Raw genomic sequence first — 26,488 nt, 5'->3', positions numbered from 1 at the left:
GGTGCGAATAGGCGTGAACGTTCCCAACTTCGGGCCCGGCACCAACCCCGACGTGCTGCGCAGGTGGGCGCAGACGGTCGAAGGGCTCGGGTTCGACCTGCTGATGGTCTCCGACCATGTGGCGATCACTCCCGACGTCGCGGCGAAGTATCCCGCGCCGTTCTACGACCCGTTCACGACTCTGGCCTGGCTCGCCGGCGCCACCACCCGGATCGGGCTCGGCACCACGGTGGTCATCGTGCCGTACCGCCACCCGCTGCTCGTCGCCCGCATGGCGGCCAACCTCAACGATCTCAGCGGCGGGCGGCTGGTGCTGGGCGTGGGGATCGGGTGGGCGCGCCAGGAGTTCGAGGCTCTCGGGGTGGAGTACGAGCGGCGCGGCAAGGTGACCGACGAACACCTCGCCGCCATCCGCGCGGCCTGGGCCGACGAGGGCGACTACCGCTCCGGCGGCGTGCCGATCTGGGTCGGCGGCGGCAGCGAGGCGGCGCTGCGCAGGGCGGTGCGCTACGGCGAGGGCTGGCACCCGCTCAGGAACACCGTCCCCTGGGTGCGCGAGCACTGGTCGCGGCTGAAGGAGATCGCCGCCGAGGAGGGCCGGCCCGTGCCCGCCCTGGCGCCCCGGATCCTGCTCCGGCTCACCGACTCGCCGCCGGCGGAGCGGCTCGCCGGTGAGGGCACGATCGAGCAGGTCATGGCGGACCTGGAGGAGCTGCGGCGGCTCGGCGCGGACACGGTCGTCCTCGACCCGTTCCACGGCGACCCGGACGAGACGCTGCGCCCCGAGGCGGCCTGGGAACTGCTCGCCGCCGTGGCCGCCCGCCGCTGAGCCCGGCTCAGGGCCGGCTCGCGGGATCCTCGCGGGCCGGCAGTCGCGCCGCCAGCTCCTCCAGGTCGCCGACGAACCAGATGTGCCCGCCCCGGTTCGACTCGCGCACCCAGTCGCTCAGCGCCGAACTGGCGGCGGTGAACCGGGAGATGTCCCCGACGACGGCCAGGCCGACGCGGTAGTTGACGAACTTCTGCGCGATCTCGCCCGCCACGCCCGTGCGCAGCGCGAAGAAGTCGTCGTGGAGCCGCTCGGCGGGCACGGCCACCCAGGTCGCGCCCCTGCCGAAAGCCTCGCCGAGGAGGTCGAGCGCGTCGCGGGTCTCCCGCAGCGGCTCGCCGTGGGGCTCGCAGACGTATACGCGGTCGTCAGGCATGTGCGTTCTCCAGGAAGTCCATGATCTCTCGGGTGTGGGCGGGGAGCAGGTGGCCGGTGCCGGGCAGGAGCCGTACGTCCGCGTGCGGCGCGGCGCTCAGCAGGCGGCGGCGGGTGCCGTACGAGTCGAGCATCCGGTCACGGCCTCCGGCGATCACCAGCAGCGGCATGGTGAGGCGGCGCAGGGCCGCGTCCGGGAAGCTCGCCAGCCTGCCGCGGCGGGGCCGGAAGCTGCGATGGATCAGCAGCGCGAACTCGGCGAAGTCGTCGCCCGCGGGCGGGGGACCGGCGCCGGGGCCGAGGACGAGGCTCATCGCCCGGCGGCGGCCCCGTTCCCCGCCGAACGCCAGCAGCGGCAGCGCCCCCAGCAGCGGCAGCCACCGCCGGCGGCCGATGCCGCTCGGGCACATCAGCGCGAGCCGTTCGACCCGATCGGGCCACCGGGTGGCGTAGTCGAGCGCCATCCACCCGCCCAGCGACGTCGCGGCGACGGAGACCCGCTCGACGCCCAGCCCGGCCAGCACCTCCGCCAGCCAGCCGGCGTAGGCGCCCGGCTCCAGCGGCGGCCGGGACGGCGCGCTCAGCCCCGGCTCCCCGATGAGGTCGACCGCGTAGACCCGGAAGCGCCGGGCCCACGTGGCGACGTCGGCCGTCCACATGGCGCTGTTGGCGCCCGACCCGTGCAGGAGCAGCAGCGGCGGCGCCCCGGCCGGGCCGCACGCCACCGCGAACGTCTCCCCCTGCCCGGTCGGCACCCGTACGTGCTCGGCCGGCACCGGCCAGCGCTCCAGGAGCTCCCGGTAGCGCCGCTCCACGGCCCGCGCGCCCTCCGGCGAGGCGTAGATCCCGGCCATGGCCCTCACTCCCGCACCAGCGCGTCGATGATCCTCAGCACCTGGGCGCTGTCCTCCAGCCCGCCCAGCACGATGACCTTCAGGTGCTCGCGCTCCTCGTCGTAGACGAACTCCACGCGCAGGCCATGGGGCCGGCCCGCCAGCGATCCGAGGACCATCGTGCTGACCCGGTCCATGTCGCCCCTGGCGATGCCGTCGATCTGCACGATGCTGGACACCTCCGCGCGGCGGGGCGCGCCGAGCGGCGTGCCGGTGAACGCCGCGAGGTCCTCCTTGGCGATCCGGTACTGCTTGCCGATGCGCACGGCCGGCAGCCGCCCGTCCCGTACGTAGTTGCGGACGGTCTTGACGTGCAACCCCAGCAGGGTCGCCACTTGTTCGACGGTGTAATGCTCCATATTGTTCCCTATGATGGCACACGATGGGGAAGGATAGGGAAGATTTCTGGACGACGCCGATCGAGTCGCGAACGGGGATGAAAGCGATGAAAGCGGCTGTAAAGCGATCTTCTACTGGGCCCACTAGTCTCACCGTTCATGACCCGCCTCAGTCCGGCTCTCGGGCCGCTCACCGTCCGCCAGCGCTGGCGCAGGGCCCGGCTCCAGGCCTACTCCTGGTCCCTGACCGGCGCGTACCGGCTGGGCGCGCTGCACCCCGCCATCTGGCGGCTCGTCGCCCGGAGCTACCACCCCGCCTTCGACTGGCTCGCCGCCCGGCACGCCCGGCTGGCCTGCCAGTTCGCCGCCGTGGACGTGCCCGCCTACCGGCACTTCCTGCGGGCGAACGGCGCCGAGCACGCCAGGAGGCTGGCCGACTTCCCCGAGACCGCCAAGCACAACTACGCCGCCGCGTACGACGAGGAGAGCCGCTGCCAGGAGGGCAGGCTGCACCGGCCCGGCGTGATCGTGGACGAGTCGTCGGGGTCCAGCGGCAAGCCGTACAACTGGGTGCGCGGGCCGCGCGAGCTCAAGGGCATCTACCGCAACGCGGCCGGATACATCGAGCTGGTCTTCCCCGGCAAGCGGCTGTTCGTCATCAACGCGTACTCGATGGGCGCCTGGGCCACCGGCACCACCACGGGCACCGCCATGGCGCGCGTCGCGATGGTCAAGAACACCGGCCCCGACCTGGAGAAGATCGCCGACACGCTGGAGCACTTCGGGCCCGGCTACGACTACGTGGTGGCCGCGTACCCGCCGTTCCTCAAGCACCTGCGCGACCGCCTGGACGAGAGCGGCTTCCCGTGGCGGGACTACCGCATCCGCGGCATGGTCGGCGGCGAGGGCATGACCGAGGCGCTGCGCGACTACCTGGAGGAGCGCTTCGAGGAGGTCCGCTCCGGTTACGGCGCCAGCGACCTGACGATCGGGATGGGGGCGGAGAGCGGGTTCAGCGTGTGGCTGCGCCGGCGCCTGGCCACCGACCGGCGGCTGCGCGAGCTGTTACTGGGCTCGGGGGAGCAACGGCTGCCGATGATCTTCCACTACAACCCGCTGGAGACGTTCCTGGAGGTCAACGGCGCGGGCGAGCTGCTGTGCACCATCAACACCAAGAGCTGCCTGCAGCCCAAGCTCCGCTACAACGTCGGCGACGAGGCCAGGCTGCACACCCTCGCCGAGGTCAAGAGGGCCGTCGGCGCCGAGGAGTACGAGCGCGCGTGGACCGACGAGCGGATGAACCTGCCGCTGCTGTTCCTGTTCGGCCGCAAGGACTCGACGATCTCCTACATGGGGGCCAACCTGTATCCGCAGGACGTCGAGTACGGCCTCTACCAGGGCAATCCGTACGCCGCCGCGATCAACCGGTTCTGCCTGTCGCTGGAGGAGCTGCCGGGCCTGGAGTACCGCCCGGTGATCAACATCGAGCTCCGCGGCCCGGACGCCGCCGACCGCGGCGAGCTGGCCGAGATCTGCCGCAAGGGCGTGGTCGCCCACCTGAGCGCCGTCTCGCGCGACTTCGCCGAGTCGCTCAAGGAGGACCCGACGGCCGCCGACCTGCGCGTCAAGGTCTTCGACCCGGGCGAGGGGCCGTTCGCCGCTCTCACGAAGATGAAGAACGTCTACCTGGTGAAGGACGCATGAGGACCACGGACTTCAGCAAGGCCCCGCCGCAGGGGCGCGCGACGGCGATGTTCGTCGGCGCGACCCGCTACCGGGGACCGCTGTCGATAGTCACGCTCACCCTGACGTGGTTCCGCATGGTGCGGGACATGAAGCGGATGCGGGGCTACTGCTGGCACAAGGTCTACTGGGAGTTCCCGTTCACGCTGGGGACGCTCGCGTTCTTCGAGGACCGCGACGCGCTGCTGCGCTTCGCCCGCAGCCGCCACCACCGCAGGCTCATGCAGTGGGTGACGGACGGCACCAGGAACGCCACCGGCGGATACATCCGGCTCTACAACGCCGAGCCGGAGGGCTACAGCAACGGGGTCTGGCGCGCGGAGGGCGGGCCGATGGCGCACATCGAGACCTTCACCCCGCTGTCGACGGAGAACGGCGAGGGGCCCCAGGTGAGGCGCGGGTGAGGCTGCATCCCGTCGAGAGCCGCCGCGACCTGCGCGACTTCCTCGCGCTGACCGACCGCGTCTACGCGGGCGAGCCGCGCTTCATCCCGCCGCTGCACACGCAGGTACGCACGTGGCACCGGCAGGGCGTACGGCTGTTCCTGCTCAGGCGGGGCGGGACGGTGGTCGCGCGGACCACGCTGCACACCGACGCCGCGCTGGACGCCAAGCTGGGCCGGGCCACGCAGCTGTTCGGGCTGACCGAGTTCGCGGAGGAGGCGGCGGAGGAGCTGTTCGACGGCATCCTCGCGGCCGGGCGCGCCGCCGGGAAGGAGGCGGTGTTCGGGCCGGTGTCGCTGCTGCCCAACCAGTCGGGCGGCGTCATCACCTCCGGCTTCGGCGAGCGCGGCTTCATCGACAGCGCCTGGAACCACCCGTACTACCCGGTCGCCTACGAGGCGCACGGGTTCGCCCGTCGCTTCGAGTCCGACACGTGGATCTGCCCGGTGCCGGAGGAGCCGGTGTTCGCGTTCGACGACGAGCGGATCGCGGCCGAGGGGCTGCGCGTGCACCGGGGCGACCGGCGGCGCGTGGCGGAGCAGCTGCCGATCCTGCGGGAGATGCTGAACGCCAGTTTCGCGCAGCTCGGCTACTACACGGAGATCTCGGCGGAGCAGCTGGCGGCGCAGACGGACGGGCTGGCGTACCTGCTGGACGAGTCGCTGCTGCTGTACCTGACGAAGGGGGAGCGGCCGGTCGCGTTCGTGCTGTGCCTCCCCGATATTTCCCGATTTATCGTGAAAATTCGTGGAAACCTGCACCTGCTGAACCAGCTCCGCCTCCTGGCCACCCGATCCCGCTACCGCAGCGAGGCCGTGCTCATCATCAAGGGCACGGTCCCCGGCGAGCAGGGCCACGGCTACATGCGGCTGCTGTCCCGGGAGCTGCACGAAGGGCTGCGCCGGGGCGGCTACCGGGCGCTGCGCAGCACGTACGTGGAGCGCACGAACCCCGGCTCCGCCGCCCAGTACACGGCGATGGGCGGCCGCCCGCTGCACGGCTACACGTTCTACAGAAGGGCCCTGACGTCGTGAAGGACCGGCTACGGCCGCTGGAGCCGGACTTCTGGCGCGCCCCCAGCGCCCACAACACCCAGCCCTGGACCCTCACCTACACGGCGGACGGGGCCGAGGTCGGCTGGGACCCGTCGCGTGCCCTGCCCATCAGCGACCCCACGGGCCGCGACCTGCGCCTGAGCCTGGGCGCGTTCGTGGAGTGCTGCCTGATCGTCTGCGCCGACGCGGGCCTGCCGGTCGGCTTCCGCCCCGATCCGGGGCCGCGGCGGGTGGGCGTCCTGTACGCCGCCGCGCAGCTGTACCGGACGCCCTTCACGACGGCGGACGTCCGGGCGCGCGGGGCCAACCGCGGCGAGTACCACCCGGGACGCCTGCCGGACTCCCTGGTCGCGGAGCTGACCGGGATGCGGCGGCTGGCCTGCCGCGACCTCGCGGACCTGCTGCACGCGGCCGACCTGCACCAGTTCGGCGACCGGGAGGTGACGCGGGAGCTGCGCGCCTGGCTGCGCCTCACCCGCCGCCACCGCCGCTACCTGCTCGACGGCCTCACCGACCGCGCCCTGACCCTCAGCCGGGCGGAGGCGATCGGCCTGCGCGCGTCCCTGGCCCTCTACCCGGCCCTGCGCCCCTTGGGCCTGCCGAGGGCGCTGGCCGGGGCCTCACGGGACCTGCTGGACTACGACGGAGACGTGCTGGTGCTGGTGGGGCCGGTCGAGGATGAGCTGGAGATGGGGCGCGTGCTGATGCGGCACTGGCTCACCCTGTCCGCCCACGGCTACGCCACGCACCCGCTGAGCCAGATCATCGACTGCGAGCCGACCAGAAAGACCCTGGCGGACCGGCTGAACGTCCCCGACCCCCGCACCCTCCTCCACATAGCCAGAGTCGGCCGCCCGAGATCCACCACCACCCCCTCATCCCGCCTGCGAACCTGACCACCCAGGCCCCCGGCCCCCTCCGGCCCTGGGGCATGGAGTGCCCGGGGTCGACCTGCCCCCTCCGGGCTCCGGCAGCCGGAGCCACGCATGCTCACGCGCCCGGCTCGGCTCCCGCCCTGCCTGCCAGGTGGTCGCGGATGGCGGTTCTGGCTCGCTCGTAGGCGTTCGGGTCGTCGTGCAGCAAGGAGGTGGCGTTGGCGTTCTCCATGAAGGCGATCAGCTCGAAGGCGAGCTGATCGGCGTCCGTGTCGTCCGCGAGCTCGCCGAGCTGGCGGGCATCGTCGATGGTACGCGCCACGAAGCGGGTCCAGTCGAGGTCGGCCGCGGCGACGGCATCCCGTACCCGGCCCGGGCGGGCATCGAACTCCGCGGTGACGGTGAAGAAGAAGCAGCCGCCGGGGAAGACCCGCCGCTGCGAGTAGCTCAACCAGCTCTCGCACAGCCGCCGCAACCTCCCCAGGCCCGGCGGCACGGTCAACGCGGGCTGGACGACCTCGTCGAAGTACACGCTCATCGCGGTGCGGATCGTGGCGAGCTGAAGCTCTTCCTTGGAGCCGAAGTAGCCGAACAGGCCGCTCTTGCTCACGCCGAGATCCGTGGCCAGCCGGCCGATCGACAGCCCTTCCAGCCCGTCCTTCGAGGCGATGTCCGCCGCCCGGCGCAGGATCACGTTGCGTGCCCGGTCGTCCCGTGGCCTTCCCGCCATCTCCACCCCTCTGCGTACGAACGTTCGGACCAGGATAGCGGCTTGACGTCGTCTTTGATGCATCTCTATTCTCGGCACGAACGTTCGTACAAAGAAAGGTTGACGATGACTGCTCTCCCTGTCGTGGGTGGCGTCATGCTGAGGTCCCGCTGGACTCCTGGATCAGCGGCCGGCGCCACCGGCTCGGCGCTGGTCAGCGTCACCGACTTCCGGATCAGCCGGCTGCGCGACCTGCCGGGCGTCTACCGAGCCGGGCTCACCCTGGGCCGGGCGTGGCCCGACCTGCCCGGCGCGGTCGGCATGTGGCTGTGGACGGAGCCGCTGCGGGGCAGGTGCGGCTCGGTGTCGATCTGGCAGGATGAGCAGGCCCTGCGCGAGTTCGTCGCCTGGCCGGACCACGTCGCCATCGTGCGGCGCTACCGCGGGCGGGGACGGCTCAGGTCCACCACGTGGACGACCACCCAACCCGACCCCGACGTCTGGGCCCAGGCCCGCTCCTACCTGTCCGGCGCCGACACTCAGGCATCGTGACCAGCGACAAACACGAGGCAGGACATATGCCACGCGAGACCGGCGAACACGAAGTGCTGCGCGTCATCGCCGACCGGCTCCGTCACGGCAGCCGTCCCGGCGCCCGCCAGGACGGCTACCGGGTGGCACTGGCCATCGAGGGCGGCGGCATGCGCGGCACGGTCTCCGCCGGCATGGCCCTGGCCCTGCACGAGGCCGGAGCGGCGCACGCCTTCGACGCGGTCTACGGAGCATCGGCAGGCGCCATCACCGGCGCCTGGCTGCTCAGCGGGACTCCCGAAAACCTGACCGGCTGGGCCGAACCCGTCTACGCGAGAGCGATGATCCGCCCGTCCAACCTCCTGCGCGGCCGCCCGATCGTCGATGTGCGGAACCTGGTCGAGTACCTGTACTGCGAGGTGACCCGCATGGACTTCGACGCCGTCCTGACCAACCCCATCGAGTACCACCCGCTGGCCACCGACGTACAGACCGGGCAGTCCACCGATCTGCGCCCGCATCTGACCGGCCCCGTCGAACTGCGGCTGGCCCTGCGGGCCAGTGCCGCGCTGCCGTTCCTCGCCGGTCCGCCGGTCGAACTGGCCGGGCGGCTCTTCTACGACGCGGGGCTCGCCGAGTCCATCCCCTACCGCACCGCCCTGGCCCAGGGCGCCAGCCACGTCCTCGTGCTGCGGTCCCGCCCCGCGCCTTCGACCGCGATCGCAACACCGGCCGCCGGCCCGGCCGCGCGACCGTCCTACGGGGCGCGCCTGATCGCCGCGACCGTCCTACGGGACTGTCCGGAGGCACTGCACCGAAGTTTCTACGCGCGCGACCTCCGCCTGCTGGACGACGACGCGCTGCTCGCGCAGTACGACCGACCCGTGCCCCCGACGACCCGCCCGCCCACGAACGGCCCGGCCCGGCCCGATCCGGCGGTGCTGTCCGTGCGCCCCGCACCTGACGCCCCGCAAGTCGGCCGCCTCACCCGCAGCGGCAAGCCCCTCAAAGCCGCGCTCGAAGCCGGCCGCGCAGCCGTCGACCGTCTGCTGCAACCACTCGGCCGGCCGACCCCCGCGCGAGTCCGCGCGCATCGTCGTGGGCCCCACCGCGCTGGCCCGGCACCGCCGCTCGGGGGAGCGGCGTCCGGCGCGGGCACTCATCAGTGGACCCGGCTGGGCTGCCGGTCGCGAGGCCGGAGCTTGATGGTCATGGCGTAAGCGCTCACCGCGAGGCCGTAGTCGGCGAAGTAGAGGCGCTGGCCGCCGGTCAGGATGTTCTCGAAGTGCGCGTCGAAGTGCAGGAGTCCGCGGCTGTTCATGAACGAGATGCCGGCTGCCAGTTCTCTCTCCACCATGGCGCAGGCTCGGTTGGCGGCTTGGTCGCCTGCCTCGATCTGGGCACCCAGCCACTGGTGCAGGTTCTGCGGAATGTACTCCAGGAACAGTGCGACGCTCGCCGAGGACTGCTGAAGAGCCTGGATCCGGCGGCGTACCTGCGATCCGCCGCCCCAATAGGCGACCGCCCGGTCGATGTCGGCCAGTTGTCGAGTCCGGCAGCACCCGCCAGTGGTACATCAGGGGGAAGCCCTCATTTTGCGCCGCGAGCACCCAGTTCGTCGTCATGGTGTGCACGGCGAGCTCCGTGGACGGTAAGACGATCAGCCAGTACCAGGACGCGATCGAGGCCCGGGTGCAGGATCGCGAGCAGCGGGGCAGCCGGACCCTGTACCGGGTGCGGGCGGTCATCGAGGCGCTGAACGAGATCCGCCGCGGGCCTGGAGTCGCGGTTGATCCGGAGCAGGACCGTCGCAGAGCACGCGGTGCACGACCCAAGGCATCGAGCTACGGGCAACTGATGGGGGCGCCGTTGGTCGGCGAGGCGGGCGAGCCTTCCAAGGTCGTGCACGTGTCCGCGTCGTTCCCGCCGTCACCGCCGTCGCCGCCGCCGATCGGGTTGTCCTGGCCGCGCAGCGTGTCCTCGCCGCCGTTGCCGTACAGCGTGTCGGAGCCGTTCTCCCCGAACAGCTTGTCGCCGCCGTCCCCGGCCCTGCCGGCGCCGCTGAACAGGTCGTCGCCGTAGATGGTGTCCGCGTTGTCGCCGCCGTGCAACTTGTCGTCCCCCGTGTTGCCGATGATGGTGTCGGCGTTGTCGCCGCCGCAGATGACGTCGTTGCCGCCCCCTCCGCTCAGCGTGTCGGCGGCCACGGTTCCATAGATCCAGTCGTTGCCGCCCGTACCGTTCTCCACCACCGGTCCTGGCAGGGCGCTGTCGTTGATCGTGTTGTAGCCCGCCGTGATGGCCTGGGCCTCCGTCATCCCGCCGCACTCCACGATCAGCGAGGTGGCGTGCGCGGCCCCTGTGCCGAGGAAGATTCCGGTCCCGCCCAGCAGCAGTGCCGCCGCCCCCGCGCCGGTCCTGAAGCGTGTGCCCCAGTGTTTCGTCATCTGTCTGTTCCTCCGTCGTCCCCGCGGTGCGGGTCCTCGGGACGGCTGGTCCGCCCGTACGGCAAAGATCCCTCGTTCCGAGGGTTCGTTGCACGTACAAAGACCGGACCCGACGTGCACTTCTGCGTACACGCCGGCGACCTGCGGGCAAAGGGGGCGTTCCGCTTCGGTAGCCGATCGTTTACCACTCACCGCGGGGAAACTCGGTGTCGGGCAAGGGAGGGCCGCGCGTTCCGCCACCAGTGCGGCCAGCACCGACACCCTCATGCCGAGCATGAGGGTGTCGGTGGTAGTCAGCGCCACCTGGGCGAGCTGGGTGAGGGCGAGGGGTACGGCGAGTCCGGCCAGTTCGCGTGCGTCGTGGCGCAGGGGGGACGTTGTCACGCCGCTTACTCTCCCTTTAGGATAGGCAAACCTAAGTAAGACTTTCGTCGCGAATGAGGATGAAGTGGACCTGAGCAGGCGTCAGCTTCTCATGACAGCAGGAGGAGCGAGCCTAGCGGCGCTGCTCGCGGCCTGCGGCACCGGGTCACAGCCCGGCTCCGCCCCCGCGACCCAGCCGGCTCAGGCGAAACCCAACGCTGGCGGCACCCTGCGCATAGGTGCGCTGGGCAAAGCGAGCGCGATCACCCGCGACCCCCACGGCACGCAGGCCAACGAGAGCGACTATCTGATCCTCAGTCTGGTCTACGACACGCTGACCGTCCCGGGCGCCACCGCCAACACCGCGCCCCGCCTGGCCAGCGCGTGGAAGGCTGACAAGGACGTCAAGACCTGGCGGTTCACGCTGGCGCCGGGCGCGACCTTCCACGACGGCACACCGGTGACCGCCGAGGACGTCGTCTGGTCGTTGCGCCGCCTGCGTGACACCCCCGCCGGTCCCGCCCGGCTGCCGGGCGTCACGTCCGCGAACATCAAGGCGGACGGGGACACCGTCGTGCTCACCTCCGACTACCCCAACGCCGACCTGCCCCTGATGATGCGGCTGACGACGTTCGTCATGAAGAAGGACACCACGGAGGTGGCCGGCGCGCCGGGCACCGGCCCGTTCAAGCTCGACTGGTACCGGGACGGCAACGCTCGCCTGGTGCGCAATGACAGCTGGCATGGGGGCAAGCCGCACCTCGACGCGATCGAAGTGAAGATCTTCGAAAGCCCGCAGGCCATGGCCAACGCGCTGCTGGCCGGGCAGATCGACATCGCCTCCAATGTGGGCGCCGTTGCCGCCCGTATCGCCACCGGCCGGCCCGGCGTGCAGGTGCTCCGGCGGCCCGACGACATGGCGATGCCGATCGTCATGCGCACCTCCAAGGGCAGCCCGTACGCCGACCCCCGGGTCCGCGAGGCACTCCGGCTCGCCGTGGACCGTGATGCGATGGTCAAGCAGGTCCTCAGCGGGTACGGCAAGGTCGCCAATGACGTGCTCGGCACCGGCGATCCCGTCTACGCCAAGGACCTGCCGCAGCGCGCGCGTGATCTGGCCCGGGCCAAGCAGCTGCTGCAGGAGGCCGGTTTCGACCTGTCGAAGACCTACCCGCTGCACACCACCGACGACATTGCGGGCCTGGCCGAGTCCGCCGCGCTGTTCGCTACCCAGGTGCGGGAGGCGGGCGTGCAGATCGAGGTCGTCAAGCAGGACTCCGGCGCGTTCTGGGACAAGACCTGGCTCAAGGGTGACCTGTACACCACCTACTGGGGCACCAACGACTCGGTGCTGTTCTTCGCCAGCAAGCTTCTGCTCACCGGTGCGGGACAGAACGAGTCGGGCTGGAGCGACGCCGCGTTCGACCGAGCGTACAAGGAGGCCGTAGGCACCCTGGACGATGCCGCCAGGGCCAAGGCACTGCGCACGCTGCAGGAGATCGAGCACGAACGCTCCGGCTACGTGCTGTGGGGCATGGCCGACGGCATCGACCTGGCCGGAGCGGCCGTCCGCGACCTGCCGAAGCTTCCCGGGTACGGACGCGTACAACTTGAGCGGGTATGGCTGGCTCGTTGACGGCGCTGCGGCTCGGCTGGCTTCTCGCCCGCCGGGCCGGCCTGCTCGCGGCCCTGCTCGCGCTGGTCTTCGCCGTCGTTGAGGCGCTGCCGGGCGACGCCGCCGACGCCACCGCCGAGCGCGGGGAGAGCGCCGCCGACGTCGCCCGGCGACGCACCCTGCTCGGCCTCGACCAGCCGGTGTTCGTACGGTTCCTGCGCTGGATGGCCGGGCTGCCCACCGGGGACCTCGGCGTCTCCGCTCGCGGGGAGAAGGTCTGGAACCTGCTGGCGGGGCCGCTGCCCAACACGCTTGTGCTGGGCGGCGTCGCTTTGGCCGTCACCGTCGCCACCGCGCTCGCCGTCGGCTGTTGGGCCGCACTGCACCCGGGATCGGTGACCGACCGGGTGATCTCGGGTGCTGCCACGGCCGTGCTGGCCCTGCCCGAGTTCGTGATCGCGGTGGCGCTCGTGCTGGTGTTCGCGCTGTGGACGGGCCTGCTTCCGGCGGCGACGCTGGCCGGGGCGGACGGTTCCCCTGCCTCATGGACGATGCTGGTGCTGCCGGTGCTGGCGCTGGCGATCCCGCAGATCGGGTGGAACGCCCGGATCGTGCGCGGCGCGATCGCCGACCAAGCGCGAGCGCCGCACGTGGTCGCCGCCGTCCTCGACGGTCTGCGGCCCCGGCGCATCCTCACCCACCACCTGCTGCCCGGCGCGCTGCCCGCCATCGCCGTGGGCGCGGCGACCTCCACCGGCATGCTGCTGGGCGGCGCGGTCGCGGTAGAGACGATCTTCAACTATCCCGGGGTCGGCACGCTCCTCGCGGGAGCCGTGGCAGACCGCGACACCCCGATCATCGCCGGCGTGGTGGCGCTGACCGGGCTCGCGATCACATGTGTGCTGCTGATCGCCGACCTGATCCGCGCCTGGGCCACAGGAGGCCGCCTGTGATGCGTCTGCTCCCCGCGCTGGTCCTGCTCCTGCTGGCATTGGGCGGACCACTCCTGGCTCCCCTGCCGATGGACCAGCCGGTCACCATCCCCTACGGGCCCGCCGGAGCCGGCGGCGCGCTGCTCGGCGGAGACCAGCTCGGCCGTGACGTCCTGAGCAGGCTCCTGTACGGGGGGCGCGACCTGGTCCTGTCCTCCATCGTCGTCGCGCTGCTCGTCACCACCATCGCGGCGGTCCTGGGCGTGGCCGGAGCGCTGCGTCCCGCCTTCGGCCGGTTCATCGAGCGGGCGACAGACGTGTTCATGCTGCTGCCCGCCGTCCTGGGCATCCTGCTGGTCACCCAGGCGTGGCCGCGCGGTGGCCCGTTCGCCCTCGTGACCGCCGCCGTCGCGCTCGGCGTCCCCTTCGCCGTCCGGTTCATGACCGCCGCCGCGGCGCCCGTCGTGGCCACCGGCTACGTCGAAGCCGCCATCGCCGGTGGCGAGCGCACCTGGCATCTCATCATCCGAGAGGTGCTGCCGAACCTGCGTTCCACGGTCCTGGCCCTGTTCGGACTGCGTTTCGTGGAAGGCGTCTACGTGATCTCCACTGCTGCCTTCCTCCAGATCGGCCCCCAGCCCCCGGCCGCCGACTGGGCCTTGATGATCCGCGAGAACAGTGCCGGGCTCGTCCTCAACCCATGGGCCGTGCTGGCGCCCGGCATCGCGATCGCCGCGCTGGCGATGAGCGTCAATCTGGCCGCCGGCGCACTCGCCCCCAAGGTGCGTACGTCGGAGGTGGCACTCCTGTGACCCCGTATGCGGTGGTGACCGGCCTGACCGTGGCCGCCCCCGGCGGGCCCGAGTTGCTGGTGGGCGTCGACCTGGCCGCCCGTTCCGGGCGTGTCCTGGCCCTGGTGGGCGCCTCGGGCTCGGGCAAGACCACCCTGCTGCGCGCGCTGCTCGGAGACCTGCCCCCGCGCACCGCCCGCCAGGCGGGAGAGGTACGGGTGCTCGGTGTGGACGTGTTCGGCTGCGACCCGGACGCGCTACGCGAGCTGCGGCGCAGACGCGTGGCCTTCGTCGGGCAAGACCCGGGCTCGGCGCTCAACCCCAGGATGCGCGTGGCCGCCGTCGTCGCCGAGACCGGCACCGGCCTGACCCGTGACGACGTCGCCGGCCTGCTCGGCGAGGTCGGCCTGGCCGGCGTCCCCGGGTTACCCAGGCGCCGGACCGTCGAGCTCTCAGGCGGCCAGCAGCGCAGGGTCGCTCTGGCCAGAGCGCTGGCCCGCCGGCCCGATCTGCTCCTCCTGGACGAACCCACCGCGGGGCTCGACCCGACCGCGCGCGCGGAGATCGGCGCGCTGCTCCGGCGTCTGGCCAGGGAACAGGGAATCGCTGTGGTGATGTCCTGCCACGACCGGGAGCTGGTCGCCCAGGTGGCCGACGACGTCCTGGAACTACCCGGAGGTGTGCCCTCTCAGCCGTCCGCCCTCCGGCCGCCGAGCCGCTCCAAGGCACCTGGTCATGAAGCGGGCCTGCGCGCCGAAGGGCTGGCCGCGTATGTGGGGCCCGCGCGCCTGCACGTGCTGCGCGGCGTCGACCTGCACGCGCCCTCGGGGGCCACGGTCGGCGTCGTCGGCCCCTCCGGCTCGGGCAAAACCACGCTGCTGCGCACCCTGGTCGGCCTGCATCCCCGCTCGAGCGGCTCCCTCACCCTGGACGGCCTCGCACTGCACCCCGACGTGCGACGCCGCGGGCAGGAATTGCGGCGCCGGGTGCAGTTCGTACCACAGAACCCCATGGGAGCCCTGAACCCCTCGGCCACCGTAGGCGCCGCCCTGCTTCGACCGGTGCGGCTACACCACCGACGCCCGCGCTCGGCGGGACCAGAGCGCGTAGGCGAACTACTGGAACAGGTCGGCCTGAGCCCCGACCACGCCGGCCGATATCCACACGAGCTGTCAGGCGGCCAGCGCCAACGGGTCTCCATCGCACGAGCCCTGGCCGCCGAACCCGACGTCCTGATCTGCGACGAGGTCACCTCGGCCCTGGACGACGGCACCGCCCGCGCGGTCATGGACCTCCTGACCGGCCTGCGGGAAACACAGGGCACGGCCGTGATCTTCGCCTCTCACGATCTCCGACTCATCCAGGAGTACGCCGACAGCGTGGTAACCGTCTAGATGATCTCCTGTTGGAATGAGGCGAGGGTGTCCAAGATCGATGTGTGAGCAAAGAACTGAAACACCCTCGCGACCGCACTCTATGTGAAGATCGACGATGTACTGAAGGCCCGGCCTGACCTCGCGCCGGAGCGGCCGAAGGGCGGTATCCCCCCTACGCTCAGTGACGCCGAGCTGATCACCTTGGCGGTCTTATCGGCCCTGCTGGACTACACCTCCGAGCGGCGCTGGCTGCGCCACGCCCGCACCGGACTGACCGGCATGTTCCCCTATCTGCCCGGTCAGTCCGGTTACAACAAACGGCTGCGCTCTGCGTTCGCCCTGGTCCTGCGCATGATCCGGATCCTGGCGGCCGACACATCGCTGTGGCATGACGACGTGTGGGTGGTCGATTCCACCCCGGTGGAATGTGGTCGTTCCAGGGAAACGGTCAAGCGCAGCGACCTAGGGCGTGTCCCGTGATCTTTGGTGCCGGTTTGGTGTAGATCATTAGCGTGGATGAGGAACGTCTGAAACGTCATGATCTGACCGATGAGGAGTGGGGGCGGCTGGAGCCGCTGCTGCCGGTGAGCACGGGCTGGGGCGCGCGGTGGAACGACCACCGGAGAGTGATCAACGGGATCTTTCACCGGACACGGACGGGCACCCCGTGGCGGGACCTGCCGACCTGCTAGGGGGCGTGGAAGACGGTCTACAACCGGCATCGCCGTTGGTCACTGGATGGGACCTGGGCACGGATCCTCGATGAGCTACGGGCGGGGTGCGATGAGGCCGAGGGCGAGGACTGGACGGTCAGCGCCGACTCCACGGTGGTGCGCGCCCACCAGCACGCGGCCGGGGCGCGGCATGCCCCAGCCTTGGACATCCGGTCAAAGGGGCCGATAAAGATCACGAACGGGTGGCGTCGAGCCGGGAGGCGCTGGGCCGCTCCCGAGGTGGCCTGTCGACCAAGATTCACCTGGTCGCCGACCGGCGCTGCCGTCCGATCACCGGCTCACCAGCCCCGGCCAGCACGGCGACTCGCCCCGCTTCATCCCATTGATGGAGTCCATCCGCATCCGGCGGCGCGGGCCGGGCAGGCCGCGCAAGCGGCCCACCCGCACGATGGGCGACAAAGCGTACTCCTCCCGGGGAAATCGCGCCTACCTGCGCAGACACGGCATTCAGGCGGTCATCCCCGTCAAGGAGGATCAGAAGGCCAACCGCCTCAAGCGGGGCTCGGCCGGAGGCCGCCCGCCCAACTTCGACGCTGAGCGGTACAAGGAGCGCAACACCGTCGAGCGCTGCGTCAACAAGCTCCGCCAGCATCGGGCCGTGGCCACCCGCTTCGACAAGCGCGAGCGCATCTACCAGGGCACCCTCGATGTCGCCTCGATCCGGATCTGGCTTCGGGACCCCGTCACGTGATAACAGGACACGCTTTATGTCGCCGGGCAGAACACCGATTTGAGAGCGTTGGTGATGCGTTGCGGCGTGGTCATGCGCTCGGCATCGTCCATGGCCACCGTCACGGACACGGCGAACTGCAGGCGGCCGTCGGAGGAGGTGTAGGTCGCGGCGGTGAAGCCGGGGGCGCTGCCCCCGCCTCCTGAGGCGAACTCGGGCTTGCCGGCGCACGGACCCCCGGAAGGCAGCGGCGGCATGCCAGGCGCCGGATCGGTGATCACTTTGCGCAGCGACTCCGGCAGGAGTCTGCCCTGGCGGAAGGCGCGCTGGAAGGCGCTGACGTCGCGCGCGGTGGAGACCACGCCGCCGGCGCCGAGCATGGTGGTGACGTTGAGCTTGTCGACATCGTGCAGCTTGCCCGTCTCGTCCGGGGCGTAACCGTGCCCGTGCGGGCCCTTGATGCCCACCGAAGCCTTCATGGGCAGGTAGGTATCGCGCATTCCGAGCGGGGCGAAGAGCCTGCGGTTGAATTCAGCCGCCAGTGACCTCCCGGCCAGTTTCTCGATGATCATGCCGAGCAGGATGTAGTTGGTGTTGGAGTAGTTGAAGGTCCCGATCTCCACGGGCCGGGGGTTCTTGCGCGAGGCCGCCAGCAGGTCGGTCGGGCGGTAGTTGCGCGTGGGGTCCAGGGGATTCACGTCCGCGCCGATGTAGTCGGGGATACCCGAGGTCAGCTGGATCAGGTTGCGTACCGTGATCTCGTCGGCCCGCTCCACCAGGTCCTTGTCCGCCACCTCCGGCAGGACCGCGCTGAGTTTGTCATCCAGGCTCAGCTTGCCCTCCTTGACCAGCTGCAGCACCACGGTGGCGGTCATGCCCTTGGTCTGCGAGCCGATCCGGTAGCGGGCGGTAGACGGGATCGCGCCACCCTTGCCGTCGAGCAAGCGGGACCCGGCCGATCCCTTCCCGACCCGCTTGCCGTCCACATACACCTCGCCGATGGCGCCCACCACATGGCCCGTCTTCACCAAGTCTTCCATCGCCTTCTGCACGTCCCCGACCTTGACGGGGTCGGCAGATATCGACGCGGTCGCGGGCGCGGCCACACTCAGAGCCAGCGCCGCGCACGCCACCGAGGCGACGCGAGCCACTGCCGCTCGACGCGAAAGCATGAAGTCTCCCTCTGTGGAAGTCAGAAAAATCAGATGTCGAGCCACAGTTCTAGGGCGGGACGTGTTTCCTTGGTGTTATCCCGAACCGTGCAGCTACGACTTCCGCCCCGTAATCGCGCAACACGGCGGCACCGCCGCCTCACCGGCGAAGTCGGTGACCTTGCTGGCGGGGACCTCCTGCCCACCGCCATCACATGATCACGGGACACGCTCTAGCGGGCTGGGCCGAGTACGGCTACTGCGCGTCGCATTCGCGGTTCTTCTGGGGGCTGCGGCTACGCCTGGTGGCCACGCTCGGCGGGTTGCCGGTACTGTTCGCTCTGACCGGCGCCAAGGCCGACGAGCGTGAGGTCCTGCTCGGCATGCTGGATGACGCGTCGGATCTGGCCGCCGCCTGCCCCGGCCAGACGGTGATCGGGGACAAGAACTACTTCGGAGCCGGCTTTGAGCACGAGCTCACCGAGCGTGAGGTGCGGTTGCTGCGTCCGGCCCGCAAGGGGGGAACCTGAGCGGGCCGGGGCGCGCTTTTTCAAACCGCTACGGCAGGTTATCGAGTCGATCAACCAGACCTTCAAAGGCCAGCTTGACCTGGAACGACACGGTGTCCGAACCATGGCGGGGTCATCGTCCGGGTGCTGACGCGGATCTTGGCGCTGACCACCGCGATCTGGCACAACGACAAGAACGACCAGCCCATCAAGCGATCCCTGCTTGCCTACGATCACTGAACGTGAGCAGGTCACCCGGAATCAATCATCTGGCCGGGACTTTGTCGCGAGGGCGAGAGAACGTCCGGACCTCCCCTGGAGAGCCGCATGCTGGCGATGTGACACAGAATTTGCATTATCTGTCACACTGGCCCTCGGCGGATTGCGTCCGCCCAGCTCGGCCTCCGCCGCCGCGCGGCCGACTCGGCTACATTATGGGTGCTGGTAAGAACGCTGTCACACGGCCCCGGACCCGGTTGATCTTTCCCTGTCGATCAATCGCCGTCCCACCAGGCTGTTGCGGATGAGCCGGTGCTGGGTTGGGCCGCTGGAGGTGGTCTGTCAGAGGTCTTCGATGTAGCGGCGGCGATGTCGCCGGGTCGAGGGGGGGAGGGGTGCCGGCCGGCACGGCGCGCTGCTCAGGGCCGCAGGCCCCGCCATGGTGGATTGCAGAGTGGCGTGGCCATTGACGCGATGCCGGCCGGTCGCTCGGTCACATGCCGGCGATGAGCTTGTCCACCCTCTCGTCGACGCTTCGGAACGGGTCCTTGCACAGCACCGTGCGCTGGGCCTGGTCGTTCAGCTTGAGATGCACCCAGTCGACGGTGAAGTCGCGCCGCTTCTCCTGCGCCTTGCGGATGAACTCGCCGCGCAGCCGCGCCCTGGTCGTCTGCGGCGGCACCGACTTGGCCTCGAAGATCTTGATGTCGGAGGCCACCCGCTCCACCGCGCCGCGGCGCTGTAGCAGGTAGAACAGGCCCCGCTTGCGGTGCACGTCGTGGTAGGCCAGGTCGAGCTGGGCCACCCTGGGCGAGGACAGCGGCAGGTCGTACTTCTTCCGGTAACGCTCGATGAGCTGGTATTTCGTCACCCAGTCGATCTCCCGCGAGACCAGGTCCAGGTTGCCGGTGTCGACCGCGTTGAGCGTGCGCTCCCACAGCTCCAGCACCCGGTGGGCGATGGCGTCGCCGCCGCGGCGATCGACGAAGTCCTTCGCCTTGGACAGGTATTCCTGCTGGATTTCCAGGCTGGAGGCCTCCCGCCCGTTGGCCAGGCGCACCCGCCGCCGCCCGGTCATGTCGTGGGAGACCTCGCGGATGGCCCTGATCGGGTTCTCCAGCGACAGGTCGCGTATCACGGTGCCCGACCCGATCATGCGCAGCACCAGGTCGGTGGCGCCGACCTTGAGCAGCATCGTGGTCTCGCTCATGTTGGAGTCGCCCACGATGACGTGCAGGCGGCGGAACCGCTCGGCGTCACCGTGCGGCTCGTCGCGGGTGTTGATGATCGGCCGGGACCGGGTGGTGGCCGACGACACGCCCTCCCAGATGTGCTCGGCCCGCTGCGAGACGCAGTAGACCGCGCCGCGCGGGGTCTGCAGCACCTTGCCCGCCCCGCAGATGATCTGCCGCGTCACCAGGAACGGGATCAGCACGTCGGCCAGCCGCCCGAACTCGCCGTGCCGGCCCACACAGTAGTTCTCGTGGCAGCCGTAGGAGTTTCCGGCTGAGTCCGTGTTGTTCTTGAACAGATAGATGTCACCCGCGATGCCCTCTTCGCGAAGCCGTTTCTCGGCGTCGACCAGCAGGCCCTCGAGAATGCGCTCGCCCGCCTTGTCGTGGGTGACGAGCTCGATGACGTTGTCACACTCGGGTGTTGCGTACTCGGGATGGCTGCCCACGTCGAGGTAGAGACGCGCGCCGTTGGGCAGGAAGACGTTGCTCGATCGGCCCCAGGACACGACCCGCCGGAACAGGTACCGGGCCACCTCGTCGGGGGACAGCCTGCGCTGGCCCCTGAAAGTGCACGTGACGCCGTACTCGTTCTCCAGGCCGAAGATGCGACGATCCATTCCCTCACGCTACTCCCCCACCACGGTCACGCCCAGGACGTCCAGGTGGTCGGCATCGAAGGGTACGAACGCCGGCCGTCGGATCCGGCGCTTGGAACAGCGGAACAGCCATTACCGTAAGAACGATCTTGCTTCTCGTAGTCGTCATGAACTGGCCGAACGTGAAGTGCCAAAAGCTCGAGCCGGTGATCGCCCTCCTGTAGGGCACTGCGGCGGCGTTGGTGCAGCGTCCAGCCTACCCCGTGCGGTCGAGCTCGGCGGAGGCGGTCCTGATTTCCTGCCTGGCGGCCAGCACCTGCTCCGGCGTGGCGTGCAGGGTGAACATCGTCCGGGTCGCCTGCTGAAAGCGTTCGCGATCGGCGTATGGCACGCCGAGCAGTTCGCGGATGACAAGCGAGGGGATGGGCAGCGCGAACGATTCGATCAGGTTCGCCGGGGGCCCACCTGCTGTATCTGCGTCAGCGCCTCGTTGGTGATCTGCTCGATGCGGGGGGTGAGCAGGTTCATCCGCCGGACCGTGAACTGGCCGGTCAGCAGGCGGCGGTGTGGACCTCGGGGACGAACCGCTGGTAGACGTGTCCTTTGTGCTCGAAGGTGTCTGCCGCGCAGGCGGCCGGCGCGGCGGCGAGCAGGCGCTGTCGCTGGGCGCGTGCGGACTCGGCGGCGCCGACGAGTGCACCCAGGCGGGGCAGCCGGTCCCGGATCCGCTGATGCATCTGTGCGCTACTGGCTCGCTTCGGCCTGGCCAGACTCCCGCCCGGCCCGCACCTGCCGTGACCTGCGCCTTTCACGGTGACTCGAAGCCGTATCAGAGCGATGTCAGGTCCGTGTAGGGACGCGGGGCCACGATTCTCGACATGGACAAAGCAATGCAGCCCCCCGCCGACACCCGAAGCGCCCAGCCGAAAGGCTTCGTCGCCAAACTCCTCGCCGGCCGCCACTCCGTCCCCTTCTCCATCGCCCTGCACCTGGTGCCCGGCGCGGCCATCGTCGCCGTGTACGCCTTCATCGCCGCCCCCCTGGTCCGCGCGATCAACTTCCCGATCTTCCTGGCCTGGGCCATCGCCCTCGCGGTCGTGCTCTTCCCACTCCAGCTCTTCCTGCTGTGGCTGGGCAAGAAACAGACCGGCCGCTACACCATGAAGGGCATCGTCCACTACCGCGACAAACCGCTCTCACGCCGCAAGGTCTTCTGGCTCGGCGCCGCGTGCCTCGTCTGGATGACCGTGGTCTCGCTCTCGCTGACCCCGCTGGACAACCTCGTCTACGACTGGTTCTTCACCTGGGTGAACTACCAGGGCGCCGGCCCCGACGGCACCGCCTACCTCCAGGGCTACCCGCCCGAGCTCGTCCTCACCACGCTGCTCATCTGCGCACCCTTCACCGGCTTCACCCTGCCCCTGCTCGAGGAGTACTACTTCCGCGGCTTCCTGCTGCCCCGCCTCCCCCAGCTCGGCAAGTGGGCCCCCCTCTTCAACACCTTCTTCTTCTCCGTGTACCACTTCTGGGCCCCCTGGACGGTCCTGTCCAAGCTCGTCTTCCTCTACCCGGGCATCTGGCTCGCCTGGAAGAAGCAGGACATCCGCATCTCGATCGCCATGCACCCCGGCTCGGCGCTGCTGATGACCGTGGTCGGCGTCATCGCCCTCGCCTCCGGCGCCACCTCCATGTAAGACCACCCGAAACGAGGGATGCCTCGCTCCGGAGCGGGCCAACGGCATCGCCGTTCAGGCCGCTGGTGGCGCTACCGGGTGCTGCTGATTCTCATCGGCATTTCCTGGTCCGACCGGCCCTCAAGCGCTGTCCAGACTGACCGGCGAACGCTCCTGCGGAATCACGGAGCGGTTGTCCTGTGACAACGACTCTTGAGCTCGGGCCATCGAAGGCCGGGCGGCTCTGGGGGCCGTCCACCCGCGAACAGCTTGTCGAGATTGCTGGCGTCCGGTCTCATTGACGGCGTACGGAGGGCAGCGCTGAGCACGGAGGACGGCGTCCGCGAGGTCGGTCAGGGCCTGCTGCTCGACGAGCACACCGCCCTGCGCGGACCGGACACGGGCTGGGACCTGCACGAGTACCGCCCACTCCGCCCCGACTCATCTCGGCGAACAGAGCGCCTCGCTGTCGATGCTGATGGCGAAGTCCCGGCACAAGAAGCCGGAGAACGTCCGCCGCTACTTCAAGCCGTCCCCGAGGCGATCGCCGAGCTCACGAGGCTGCTCGCGCCCGGCGGCAGCACCCGCCGAGCCGCGTTCCTTGGTCCTTCTCGGTGGCAACGGCGGAGGCGGAGAGGAGCGTCGCGGCGGCGAGGCTGCCCCAGAGGGCGGCCGAGCCGTGGGAGGCGAGAGCGGTGATGACCGCCGGGGAGACGGCGAGGCCGAAGCCCGTGGAGAGCTGGAAGCGGGCGAGGGTGCGTCCCAGGACATGGGCAGGGGCGAGGGCGGTGACGAGCGCGGTGGCGCTGCCGGCATAGATGATCTCGCCGATGGTGCAGACCACGGACACCGTGGCGACCGCCGGGGCACCCCAGCCGTGTCCCAGTGAGGTGGCCGCGAGGAAGCCGAGGTAGGACACGGCGAGTACCACGCCGGCGAGAGCCAGCACGGTCCGCCGGGAGAAGCGGGACATCAGGACGGTGACCGGAACCTGCAGGGTGACCACCAGCACCGTGTTCGCCACGAAGATGGCTGCCGACCACACCGGGGATGCGTGCAACTGGGTCACCAGGACCAGGGGGAGCGCGATTTCGGGGACGTTGAGGCAGAAGACGTAGACCACGTTGGCGGCCAGCAGCGCGCGCATCCGAGGTGCGGGCCCGCCGGCCCTGTCCGTGGCCGGAGCAGCGGCCGGAGCAGCGGCCGGAGCAGCGGCCGGAGCAGCGGCCGGATGCGTGTGCAGGTGGACCGACCATGCCAAGGCCGCCGCAGCGAGATAGGCGAGCCCGGTGACGGCTGCCAGCGCCTGCAATGCGATGGTGCCGCCCGCCAGGCATGCGGTGGCGAGGAGGGCGCCCACGCCCAGGCCGGCGTTGCGCAGGGCGCGGCCTGCCGCCAGAGCGGCGTCACGTTCGCGGCCGTGGGCGACCGTGGCCACGAGGGCTGCGTGGGCGGCCGGCCATGCCTGGTTGCCGATGCCGAGGAAGAGTGCCGCCGTCGCGAACAGCCAGACGTGCCCCGCCGGGGCGGCCAGCAGCAGCGCCACGCCCAGCACCCGCACCAGCATCGACGCTGCCACGACCGTGCTGCGTGCCCCCCGGTCCAGCCATCGGCCGACCGCGGGCATGCACACCAGACCCACGACGACGCCGACCGTCATGGCGATGCCGGTGGCCGACGCGGACAGCCTCAGCACCGTCAGCCCGTAGAGCAGCAGAAAGGGCCGCAGCAAGCCGGTGCCGAGCGCGTCCACGGCCAGGGCGACGGCATAGCGGGGGCCTCCGGAGGCACGGACGAGGGCGCGCGGCCGGATCTTGGTGGTGGTTGCCATGGCGTCAACGATGCGTTCGGCCGCCGGGCCGACTGTGTCAGTTGACGGACACCGTCAATCGACGCGGTCGTCGGCCATCCGACCAGCGATGATGAGGGGATGACGTTGAGGATCGACATCGGCGGCCTGCCGTCCGGGCGACTGCGGTTCGCTGCCTCCCCGCTGGCCGAGCTGACCGCGATGCTGCACGTGCTGGCCGAACCCGCGCATCACCCGCAGCTCGCCGGCTGGGCCGGGGACGTCTGGGCTGGGCTGCGGCCGGAGCTGGCCGAGCGGCTCAGGGAGGCGGAGTTCCTCTGGCGTTCCTCACGGGCCGACTTCCTGGTCCCCGCTCGTCCCCGGCCGACCCTCGCCGAGGAGTTGGACGATGTGGACCGGATCGACGATGAAACCTATGTGACCGCCGCGCTCATTACCACGTGCGGCAGCAACCGGGTTCACTTCGCCGCGCCGTCGCCGCTCGCCGACGCGGCGGCGCGCGAGCGGGCCCTGGACCTGGCCCAGGCCCGCGGCGCGCTCCAAGAGGCCTTCGCGGAACGGCTGCTCGCGGACCCGGCCGCCGTGCGGGCACGGGTGCGTCACACCCTCGAACAGTGCGCCGAGGCCTTCTTCGACGCCGCCTGGACGGGCGTCGCCGTGCAACTCGCCACCGACCTGCGCCTGAAGAACGACCTGCTGAAGCGCCAGGGCATCGGGGCGGCACTCGCGTCGGTCTCCGGCGCCGTCACCCTGGCGCCGGACGGCAACTGCATCATCGTGGACAAACTGCAGGACAACGCGACCGCCGCCCACGGTACCGGGGTCACTTTCCTCCCCAGCGTCTTCGGCCGCCCGCACCTGGTGGTGGTCCACGCGCCCGGGTGGCAGCCGGTGGTGCAGTACCCCGTGGCCGAGGCGAGTCCATCGGAACCGGTATCGCTGGAAACGGTCACGCTACGGCTGGAGGCACTCGCGCATCCGGTACGGCTGCGGCTGCTGCGCACCCTGGCCCGCGGCCCGCACACCACCGGTGAGCTGGCCCACGCCTGGGAACTCTCACCCCCGGAGGTTTCCCGCCACCTCGCTGTCCTGCGCCGCGCGGGCCTGCTCACGGCCCGGCGGCACGGTCGTCACGTCCGTCACACGCTCAATCTTCCCGATCTGACGGCGCTGGGCGCCGACCTGCTGACGGCCGTACTGCGCTGAGTGGCTTCGGTCTGCCGGAACGCGGGCGACCGCCGCCTTCGCAACATCGTGCGACTCGGCAGGCCGCCGAGCAGTACCGGGAGGGCGCGTCCGACGATCTCCGCGGCCGGCAGCTCGTCGCCGGCGGTCATGGCCAGAAGCTGCCCGGTGGCCGACGTGGCGACGACCGAGCAGACGGCGGCGGTGTGACCGGTCAACGGACCGCCGAGTTGCTCGCCCGCGGCCAGGTCCCATACCCGCACCGTGCCGTCACTGCTGCCCGTGACAGCCGCTACGCGTTCGTCACCCTCGCCTGCGCCGCCATCTGCTGGCGACGACTGCGCACCGCACTTTGCCGAGAGTGAGGGTAGGCGATGCGCCCCAGGGGACGGCCTGCTCGATGCGTCAGAACGCACCTGCGGCAGTCGGGCTCGCGCAGCCTCACATCCGGGATCTCAGCACGTCGACCTCACAGCCCGGCGCGGACGGGTCGAAGCCGTGCTCGACCAGCCAGCGAACCCCCAGCAGGCTTCGCAACGACCACCACGCGCGAATCACGTCGAGGTCGACGTCGGTGCCATAACCGGCGATGACGTCGTCGAGGTGCTCCTCGTGCCCGAGCGTCAAGGTGGCCAGGTCGAACAGGGCATCACCCCGGCCCGCCTCGGACCAGTCGATGATGCCCGTGACCTCGTCGCCGTCGACAAAGACGTGCTCGATCTGCAGGTCGCCGTGCGTGAACACCGGAGTCCACGGCCGGATCGCGGCCTCGGCGACCTGGCGGTTGCGGGTGACCAGGTCGGCGGGCAGGACGCCGTTCGCCACGAGCAACTCGCACTCGCCGTCGAGTTCCGCCGCCAACTCGTCGGGACCCCGGCGGCGCCGGCCGGGCCAGGGCGGCAACGGCGCCTCGTGCAACTGCCGGATGGCGGCACCCGCCGCGGCCCACGCCGCCGACGACGCGGTCGACGGCTCACCGAGACGGCCGAGCACCGTCCCCGGGATGGCGGCGATCGCGAGCACGGGCGGCTTGCGCCACAGGACCTCCGGAGTCGGGACCGGAACCAAGGCCATCGCCTCGACCTCGACGTCGATGCGCGCCTGATCGGCGTCCACCTTCAAGAACACGTCGCCGACGCGCAGGGTCGCGCGCTCGGAATGGGCGACGACGACTTCGACCTCATCCATGGGCGCCCAGTATCCCGGGGATGATCGACGATGTCGCCGGGATTGTCACTCGCCACCGGCGCGACCTCTGACCGGGGTCAGCGAGCGTTGCCGTGCGCCTCGATCGAGAGGTCCTGCCAGTCGGCCCAGGTCTTGAGCCGGTCGGCGTAGGCCTGCTGGATCAGCGGGTAGAAGCCCTTGCCGAACAGCACCCGCACCGGCGG

General features: G+C 70.4%; 28 protein-coding genes and 1 pseudogene. 16 read left to right on the top strand and 13 right to left on the bottom strand.

The genetic code is table 11. From position 1 onward, the window contains the following. The first annotated feature begins 1 nt into the window (after position 1). The gene (locus ACIBQ1_RS56895) at positions 2-829 is read left to right on the top strand and encodes an LLM class flavin-dependent oxidoreductase (protein ID WP_397291498.1); all 828 of its coding nucleotides are present in this window, start codon (positions 2-4) and stop codon (positions 827-829) included. Between the two features lie 7 nt (positions 830-836). Here the strand turns inward: ACIBQ1_RS56895 and ACIBQ1_RS56890 are convergent, their stop codons facing one another. Genes ACIBQ1_RS56890 through ACIBQ1_RS56880 form a run of 3 tightly spaced genes read right to left on the bottom strand, consistent with a single transcriptional unit; the run spans position 837 to position 2,456 of the window. Continuing rightward, a complete protein-coding gene (locus tag ACIBQ1_RS56890; RefSeq protein WP_397291496.1) occupies positions 837-1,205 on the bottom strand; it encodes a DUF4180 domain-containing protein in 369 nt (122 codons plus the stop codon). After that, on the bottom strand, positions 1,198-2,058 hold the full coding sequence (locus ACIBQ1_RS56885) for an alpha/beta fold hydrolase (RefSeq protein WP_397291494.1): 861 nt from the start codon (positions 2,056-2,058) through the stop codon (positions 1,198-1,200). The genes ACIBQ1_RS56890 and ACIBQ1_RS56885 overlap by 8 nt, the downstream gene beginning before the upstream one ends. 5 nt (positions 2,059-2,063) lie before the next feature. Continuing rightward, positions 2,064-2,456, bottom strand: coding sequence for a helix-turn-helix domain-containing protein (locus ACIBQ1_RS56880; protein ID WP_397291492.1), 393 nt, complete (start codon positions 2,454-2,456; stop codon positions 2,064-2,066). A 138-nt stretch (positions 2,457-2,594) separates the two neighbouring features. Between ACIBQ1_RS56880 and ACIBQ1_RS56875 the strand changes: the two genes are divergently transcribed. From ACIBQ1_RS56875 to ACIBQ1_RS56860, 4 genes are read left to right on the top strand one after another with little or no spacing between them, the layout of a single operon-like run. Beyond that, positions 2,595-4,139 carry a phenylacetate--CoA ligase family protein gene (locus tag ACIBQ1_RS56875; protein ID WP_397291490.1) on the top strand — a complete coding sequence of 515 codons (1,545 nt, stop codon included), beginning with the start codon at positions 2,595-2,597 and terminating at the stop codon, positions 4,137-4,139. Next, positions 4,136-4,582: a DUF4188 domain-containing protein gene (locus ACIBQ1_RS56870; protein WP_397291488.1), complete on the top strand. Its 447-nt coding sequence runs from the start codon at positions 4,136-4,138 to the stop codon at positions 4,580-4,582. Before ACIBQ1_RS56875 ends, ACIBQ1_RS56870 begins: the two co-directional genes overlap by 4 nt. Beyond that, the gene (locus ACIBQ1_RS56865; protein ID WP_397291486.1) at positions 4,579-5,655 is read left to right on the top strand and encodes a hypothetical protein; all 1,077 of its coding nucleotides are present in this window, start codon (positions 4,579-4,581) and stop codon (positions 5,653-5,655) included. Before ACIBQ1_RS56870 ends, ACIBQ1_RS56865 begins: the two co-directional genes overlap by 4 nt. Next, positions 5,652-6,572 (top strand): hypothetical protein, encoded by a 921-nt coding sequence (locus tag ACIBQ1_RS56860; protein ID WP_397291484.1) that lies wholly within the window; start codon positions 5,652-5,654, stop codon positions 6,570-6,572. Before ACIBQ1_RS56865 ends, ACIBQ1_RS56860 begins: the two co-directional genes overlap by 4 nt. A 94-nt stretch (positions 6,573-6,666) precedes the next feature. On the opposite strand, the gene ACIBQ1_RS56855 is transcribed toward ACIBQ1_RS56860, so the two are convergent. Continuing rightward, positions 6,667-7,281 carry a TetR/AcrR family transcriptional regulator gene (locus ACIBQ1_RS56855; RefSeq protein WP_397291482.1) on the bottom strand — a complete coding sequence of 205 codons (615 nt, stop codon included), beginning with the start codon at positions 7,279-7,281 and terminating at the stop codon, positions 6,667-6,669. 105 nt (positions 7,282-7,386) lie between these two features. Between ACIBQ1_RS56855 and ACIBQ1_RS56850 the strand changes: the two genes are divergently transcribed. Next, a complete protein-coding gene (locus ACIBQ1_RS56850; protein WP_397291481.1) occupies positions 7,387-7,812 on the top strand; it encodes a hypothetical protein in 426 nt (141 codons plus the stop codon). Positions 7,813-7,838: 26 nt separating this feature from the next. Next, positions 7,839-9,011 (top strand): patatin family protein, encoded by a 1,173-nt coding sequence (locus ACIBQ1_RS56845; protein ID WP_397291479.1) that lies wholly within the window; start codon positions 7,839-7,841, stop codon positions 9,009-9,011. On the opposite strand, the gene ACIBQ1_RS56840 is transcribed toward ACIBQ1_RS56845, so the two are convergent. Both ACIBQ1_RS56840 and ACIBQ1_RS56835 read right to left on the bottom strand, forming a co-directional pair. Continuing rightward, positions 8,954-9,112: a hypothetical protein gene (locus ACIBQ1_RS56840; RefSeq protein WP_397291477.1), complete on the bottom strand. Its 159-nt coding sequence runs from the start codon at positions 9,110-9,112 to the stop codon at positions 8,954-8,956. The two genes, ACIBQ1_RS56845 and ACIBQ1_RS56840, sit on opposite strands and share 58 nt — an antisense overlap. 523 nt (positions 9,113-9,635) lie before the next feature. Further along, complete coding sequence (locus tag ACIBQ1_RS56835) at positions 9,636-10,238, bottom strand: calcium-binding protein (protein WP_397291475.1); 603 nt, start codon at positions 10,236-10,238, stop codon at positions 9,636-9,638. A 475-nt stretch (positions 10,239-10,713) separates the two neighbouring features. On the opposite strand from ACIBQ1_RS56835, the gene ACIBQ1_RS56830 reads away from it, so the two are divergent. From ACIBQ1_RS56830 to ACIBQ1_RS56805, 6 genes and pseudogenes are all read left to right on the top strand, one after another. Continuing rightward, positions 10,714-12,237: an ABC transporter substrate-binding protein gene (locus ACIBQ1_RS56830; RefSeq protein ID WP_397291473.1), complete on the top strand. Its 1,524-nt coding sequence runs from the start codon at positions 10,714-10,716 to the stop codon at positions 12,235-12,237. After that, a complete protein-coding gene (locus ACIBQ1_RS56825; RefSeq protein ID WP_397291471.1) occupies positions 12,222-13,169 on the top strand; it encodes an ABC transporter permease in 948 nt (315 codons plus the stop codon). Before ACIBQ1_RS56830 ends, ACIBQ1_RS56825 begins: the two co-directional genes overlap by 16 nt. Then, the gene (locus ACIBQ1_RS56820) at positions 13,169-13,960 is read left to right on the top strand and encodes an ABC transporter permease (protein ID WP_397291591.1); all 792 of its coding nucleotides are present in this window, start codon (positions 13,169-13,171) and stop codon (positions 13,958-13,960) included. The genes ACIBQ1_RS56825 and ACIBQ1_RS56820 overlap by 1 nt, the downstream gene beginning before the upstream one ends. Continuing rightward, positions 13,957-15,333 (top strand): ABC transporter ATP-binding protein, encoded by a 1,377-nt coding sequence (locus ACIBQ1_RS56815; RefSeq protein WP_397291469.1) that lies wholly within the window; start codon positions 13,957-13,959, stop codon positions 15,331-15,333. The genes ACIBQ1_RS56820 and ACIBQ1_RS56815 overlap by 4 nt, the downstream gene beginning before the upstream one ends. Positions 15,334-15,417: 84 nt before the next feature. Then, positions 15,418-15,795, top strand: coding sequence for a hypothetical protein (locus ACIBQ1_RS56810; protein ID WP_397291467.1), 378 nt, complete (start codon positions 15,418-15,420; stop codon positions 15,793-15,795). A 47-nt stretch (positions 15,796-15,842) separates the two neighbouring features. Further along, positions 15,843-16,740, top strand: a pseudogene (locus ACIBQ1_RS56805) (IS5 family transposase). A gap of 14 nt (positions 16,741-16,754) precedes the next feature. Here ACIBQ1_RS56805 and ACIBQ1_RS56800 read toward each other — a convergent pair. Then, positions 16,755-17,936, bottom strand: a complete 1,182-nt coding sequence (locus ACIBQ1_RS56800) for a serine hydrolase domain-containing protein (protein ID WP_397291465.1) — start codon at positions 17,934-17,936, stop codon at positions 16,755-16,757. A gap of 149 nt (positions 17,937-18,085) precedes the next feature. On the opposite strand from ACIBQ1_RS56800, the gene ACIBQ1_RS56795 reads away from it, so the two are divergent. Beyond that, complete coding sequence (locus ACIBQ1_RS56795) at positions 18,086-18,400, top strand: transposase (protein ID WP_397291463.1); 315 nt, start codon at positions 18,086-18,088, stop codon at positions 18,398-18,400. A gap of 691 nt (positions 18,401-19,091) precedes the next feature. Here the strand turns inward: ACIBQ1_RS56795 and pafA are convergent. From pafA to ACIBQ1_RS56780, 3 genes are all read right to left on the bottom strand, one after another. Continuing rightward, positions 19,092-20,450, bottom strand: coding sequence for a Pup--protein ligase (gene pafA, locus ACIBQ1_RS56790; RefSeq protein ID WP_397291461.1), 1,359 nt, complete (start codon positions 20,448-20,450; stop codon positions 19,092-19,094). Between the two features lie 235 nt (positions 20,451-20,685). Then, positions 20,686-20,820 (bottom strand): hypothetical protein, encoded by a 135-nt coding sequence (locus tag ACIBQ1_RS56785; RefSeq protein ID WP_397291459.1) that lies wholly within the window; start codon positions 20,818-20,820, stop codon positions 20,686-20,688. A 160-nt stretch (positions 20,821-20,980) separates the two neighbouring features. After that, positions 20,981-21,166 (bottom strand): hypothetical protein, encoded by a 186-nt coding sequence (locus tag ACIBQ1_RS56780; RefSeq protein WP_397291457.1) that lies wholly within the window; start codon positions 21,164-21,166, stop codon positions 20,981-20,983. A 141-nt stretch (positions 21,167-21,307) separates the two neighbouring features. Between ACIBQ1_RS56780 and ACIBQ1_RS56775 the strand changes: the two genes are divergently transcribed. Further along, a complete protein-coding gene (locus tag ACIBQ1_RS56775; RefSeq protein WP_397291455.1) occupies positions 21,308-22,123 on the top strand; it encodes a type II CAAX prenyl endopeptidase Rce1 family protein in 816 nt (271 codons plus the stop codon). 532 nt (positions 22,124-22,655) lie between these two features. Here ACIBQ1_RS56775 and ACIBQ1_RS56770 read toward each other — a convergent pair. Then, positions 22,656-23,933, bottom strand: coding sequence for an MFS transporter (locus ACIBQ1_RS56770; protein ID WP_397291453.1), 1,278 nt, complete (start codon positions 23,931-23,933; stop codon positions 22,656-22,658). 99 nt (positions 23,934-24,032) lie between these two features. Here ACIBQ1_RS56770 and ACIBQ1_RS56765 point away from each other — a divergent pair, with 99 nt between their 5' ends. Then, positions 24,033-25,118: a DUF5937 family protein gene (locus tag ACIBQ1_RS56765; protein WP_397291451.1), complete on the top strand. Its 1,086-nt coding sequence runs from the start codon at positions 24,033-24,035 to the stop codon at positions 25,116-25,118. On the opposite strand, the gene ACIBQ1_RS56760 is transcribed toward ACIBQ1_RS56765, so the two are convergent. Beyond that, positions 25,052-25,513 (bottom strand): hypothetical protein, encoded by a 462-nt coding sequence (locus ACIBQ1_RS56760; RefSeq protein ID WP_397291449.1) that lies wholly within the window; start codon positions 25,511-25,513, stop codon positions 25,052-25,054. The two genes, ACIBQ1_RS56765 and ACIBQ1_RS56760, sit on opposite strands and share 67 nt — an antisense overlap. A 25-nt stretch (positions 25,514-25,538) precedes the next feature. Then, complete coding sequence (locus ACIBQ1_RS56755; RefSeq protein WP_397291447.1) at positions 25,539-26,285, bottom strand: phosphotransferase family protein; 747 nt, start codon at positions 26,283-26,285, stop codon at positions 25,539-25,541. Positions 26,286-26,488: the final 203 nt, after the last annotated feature.

The organism is Nonomuraea sp. NPDC050153, from assembly GCF_044460125.1.
Taxonomy (GTDB): Bacteria; Actinomycetota; Actinomycetes; order Streptosporangiales; family Streptosporangiaceae; genus Nonomuraea.
Note: the sequence above shows the minus strand (reverse complement) of the source record. Positions and strands in the feature narration are given on the sequence as shown.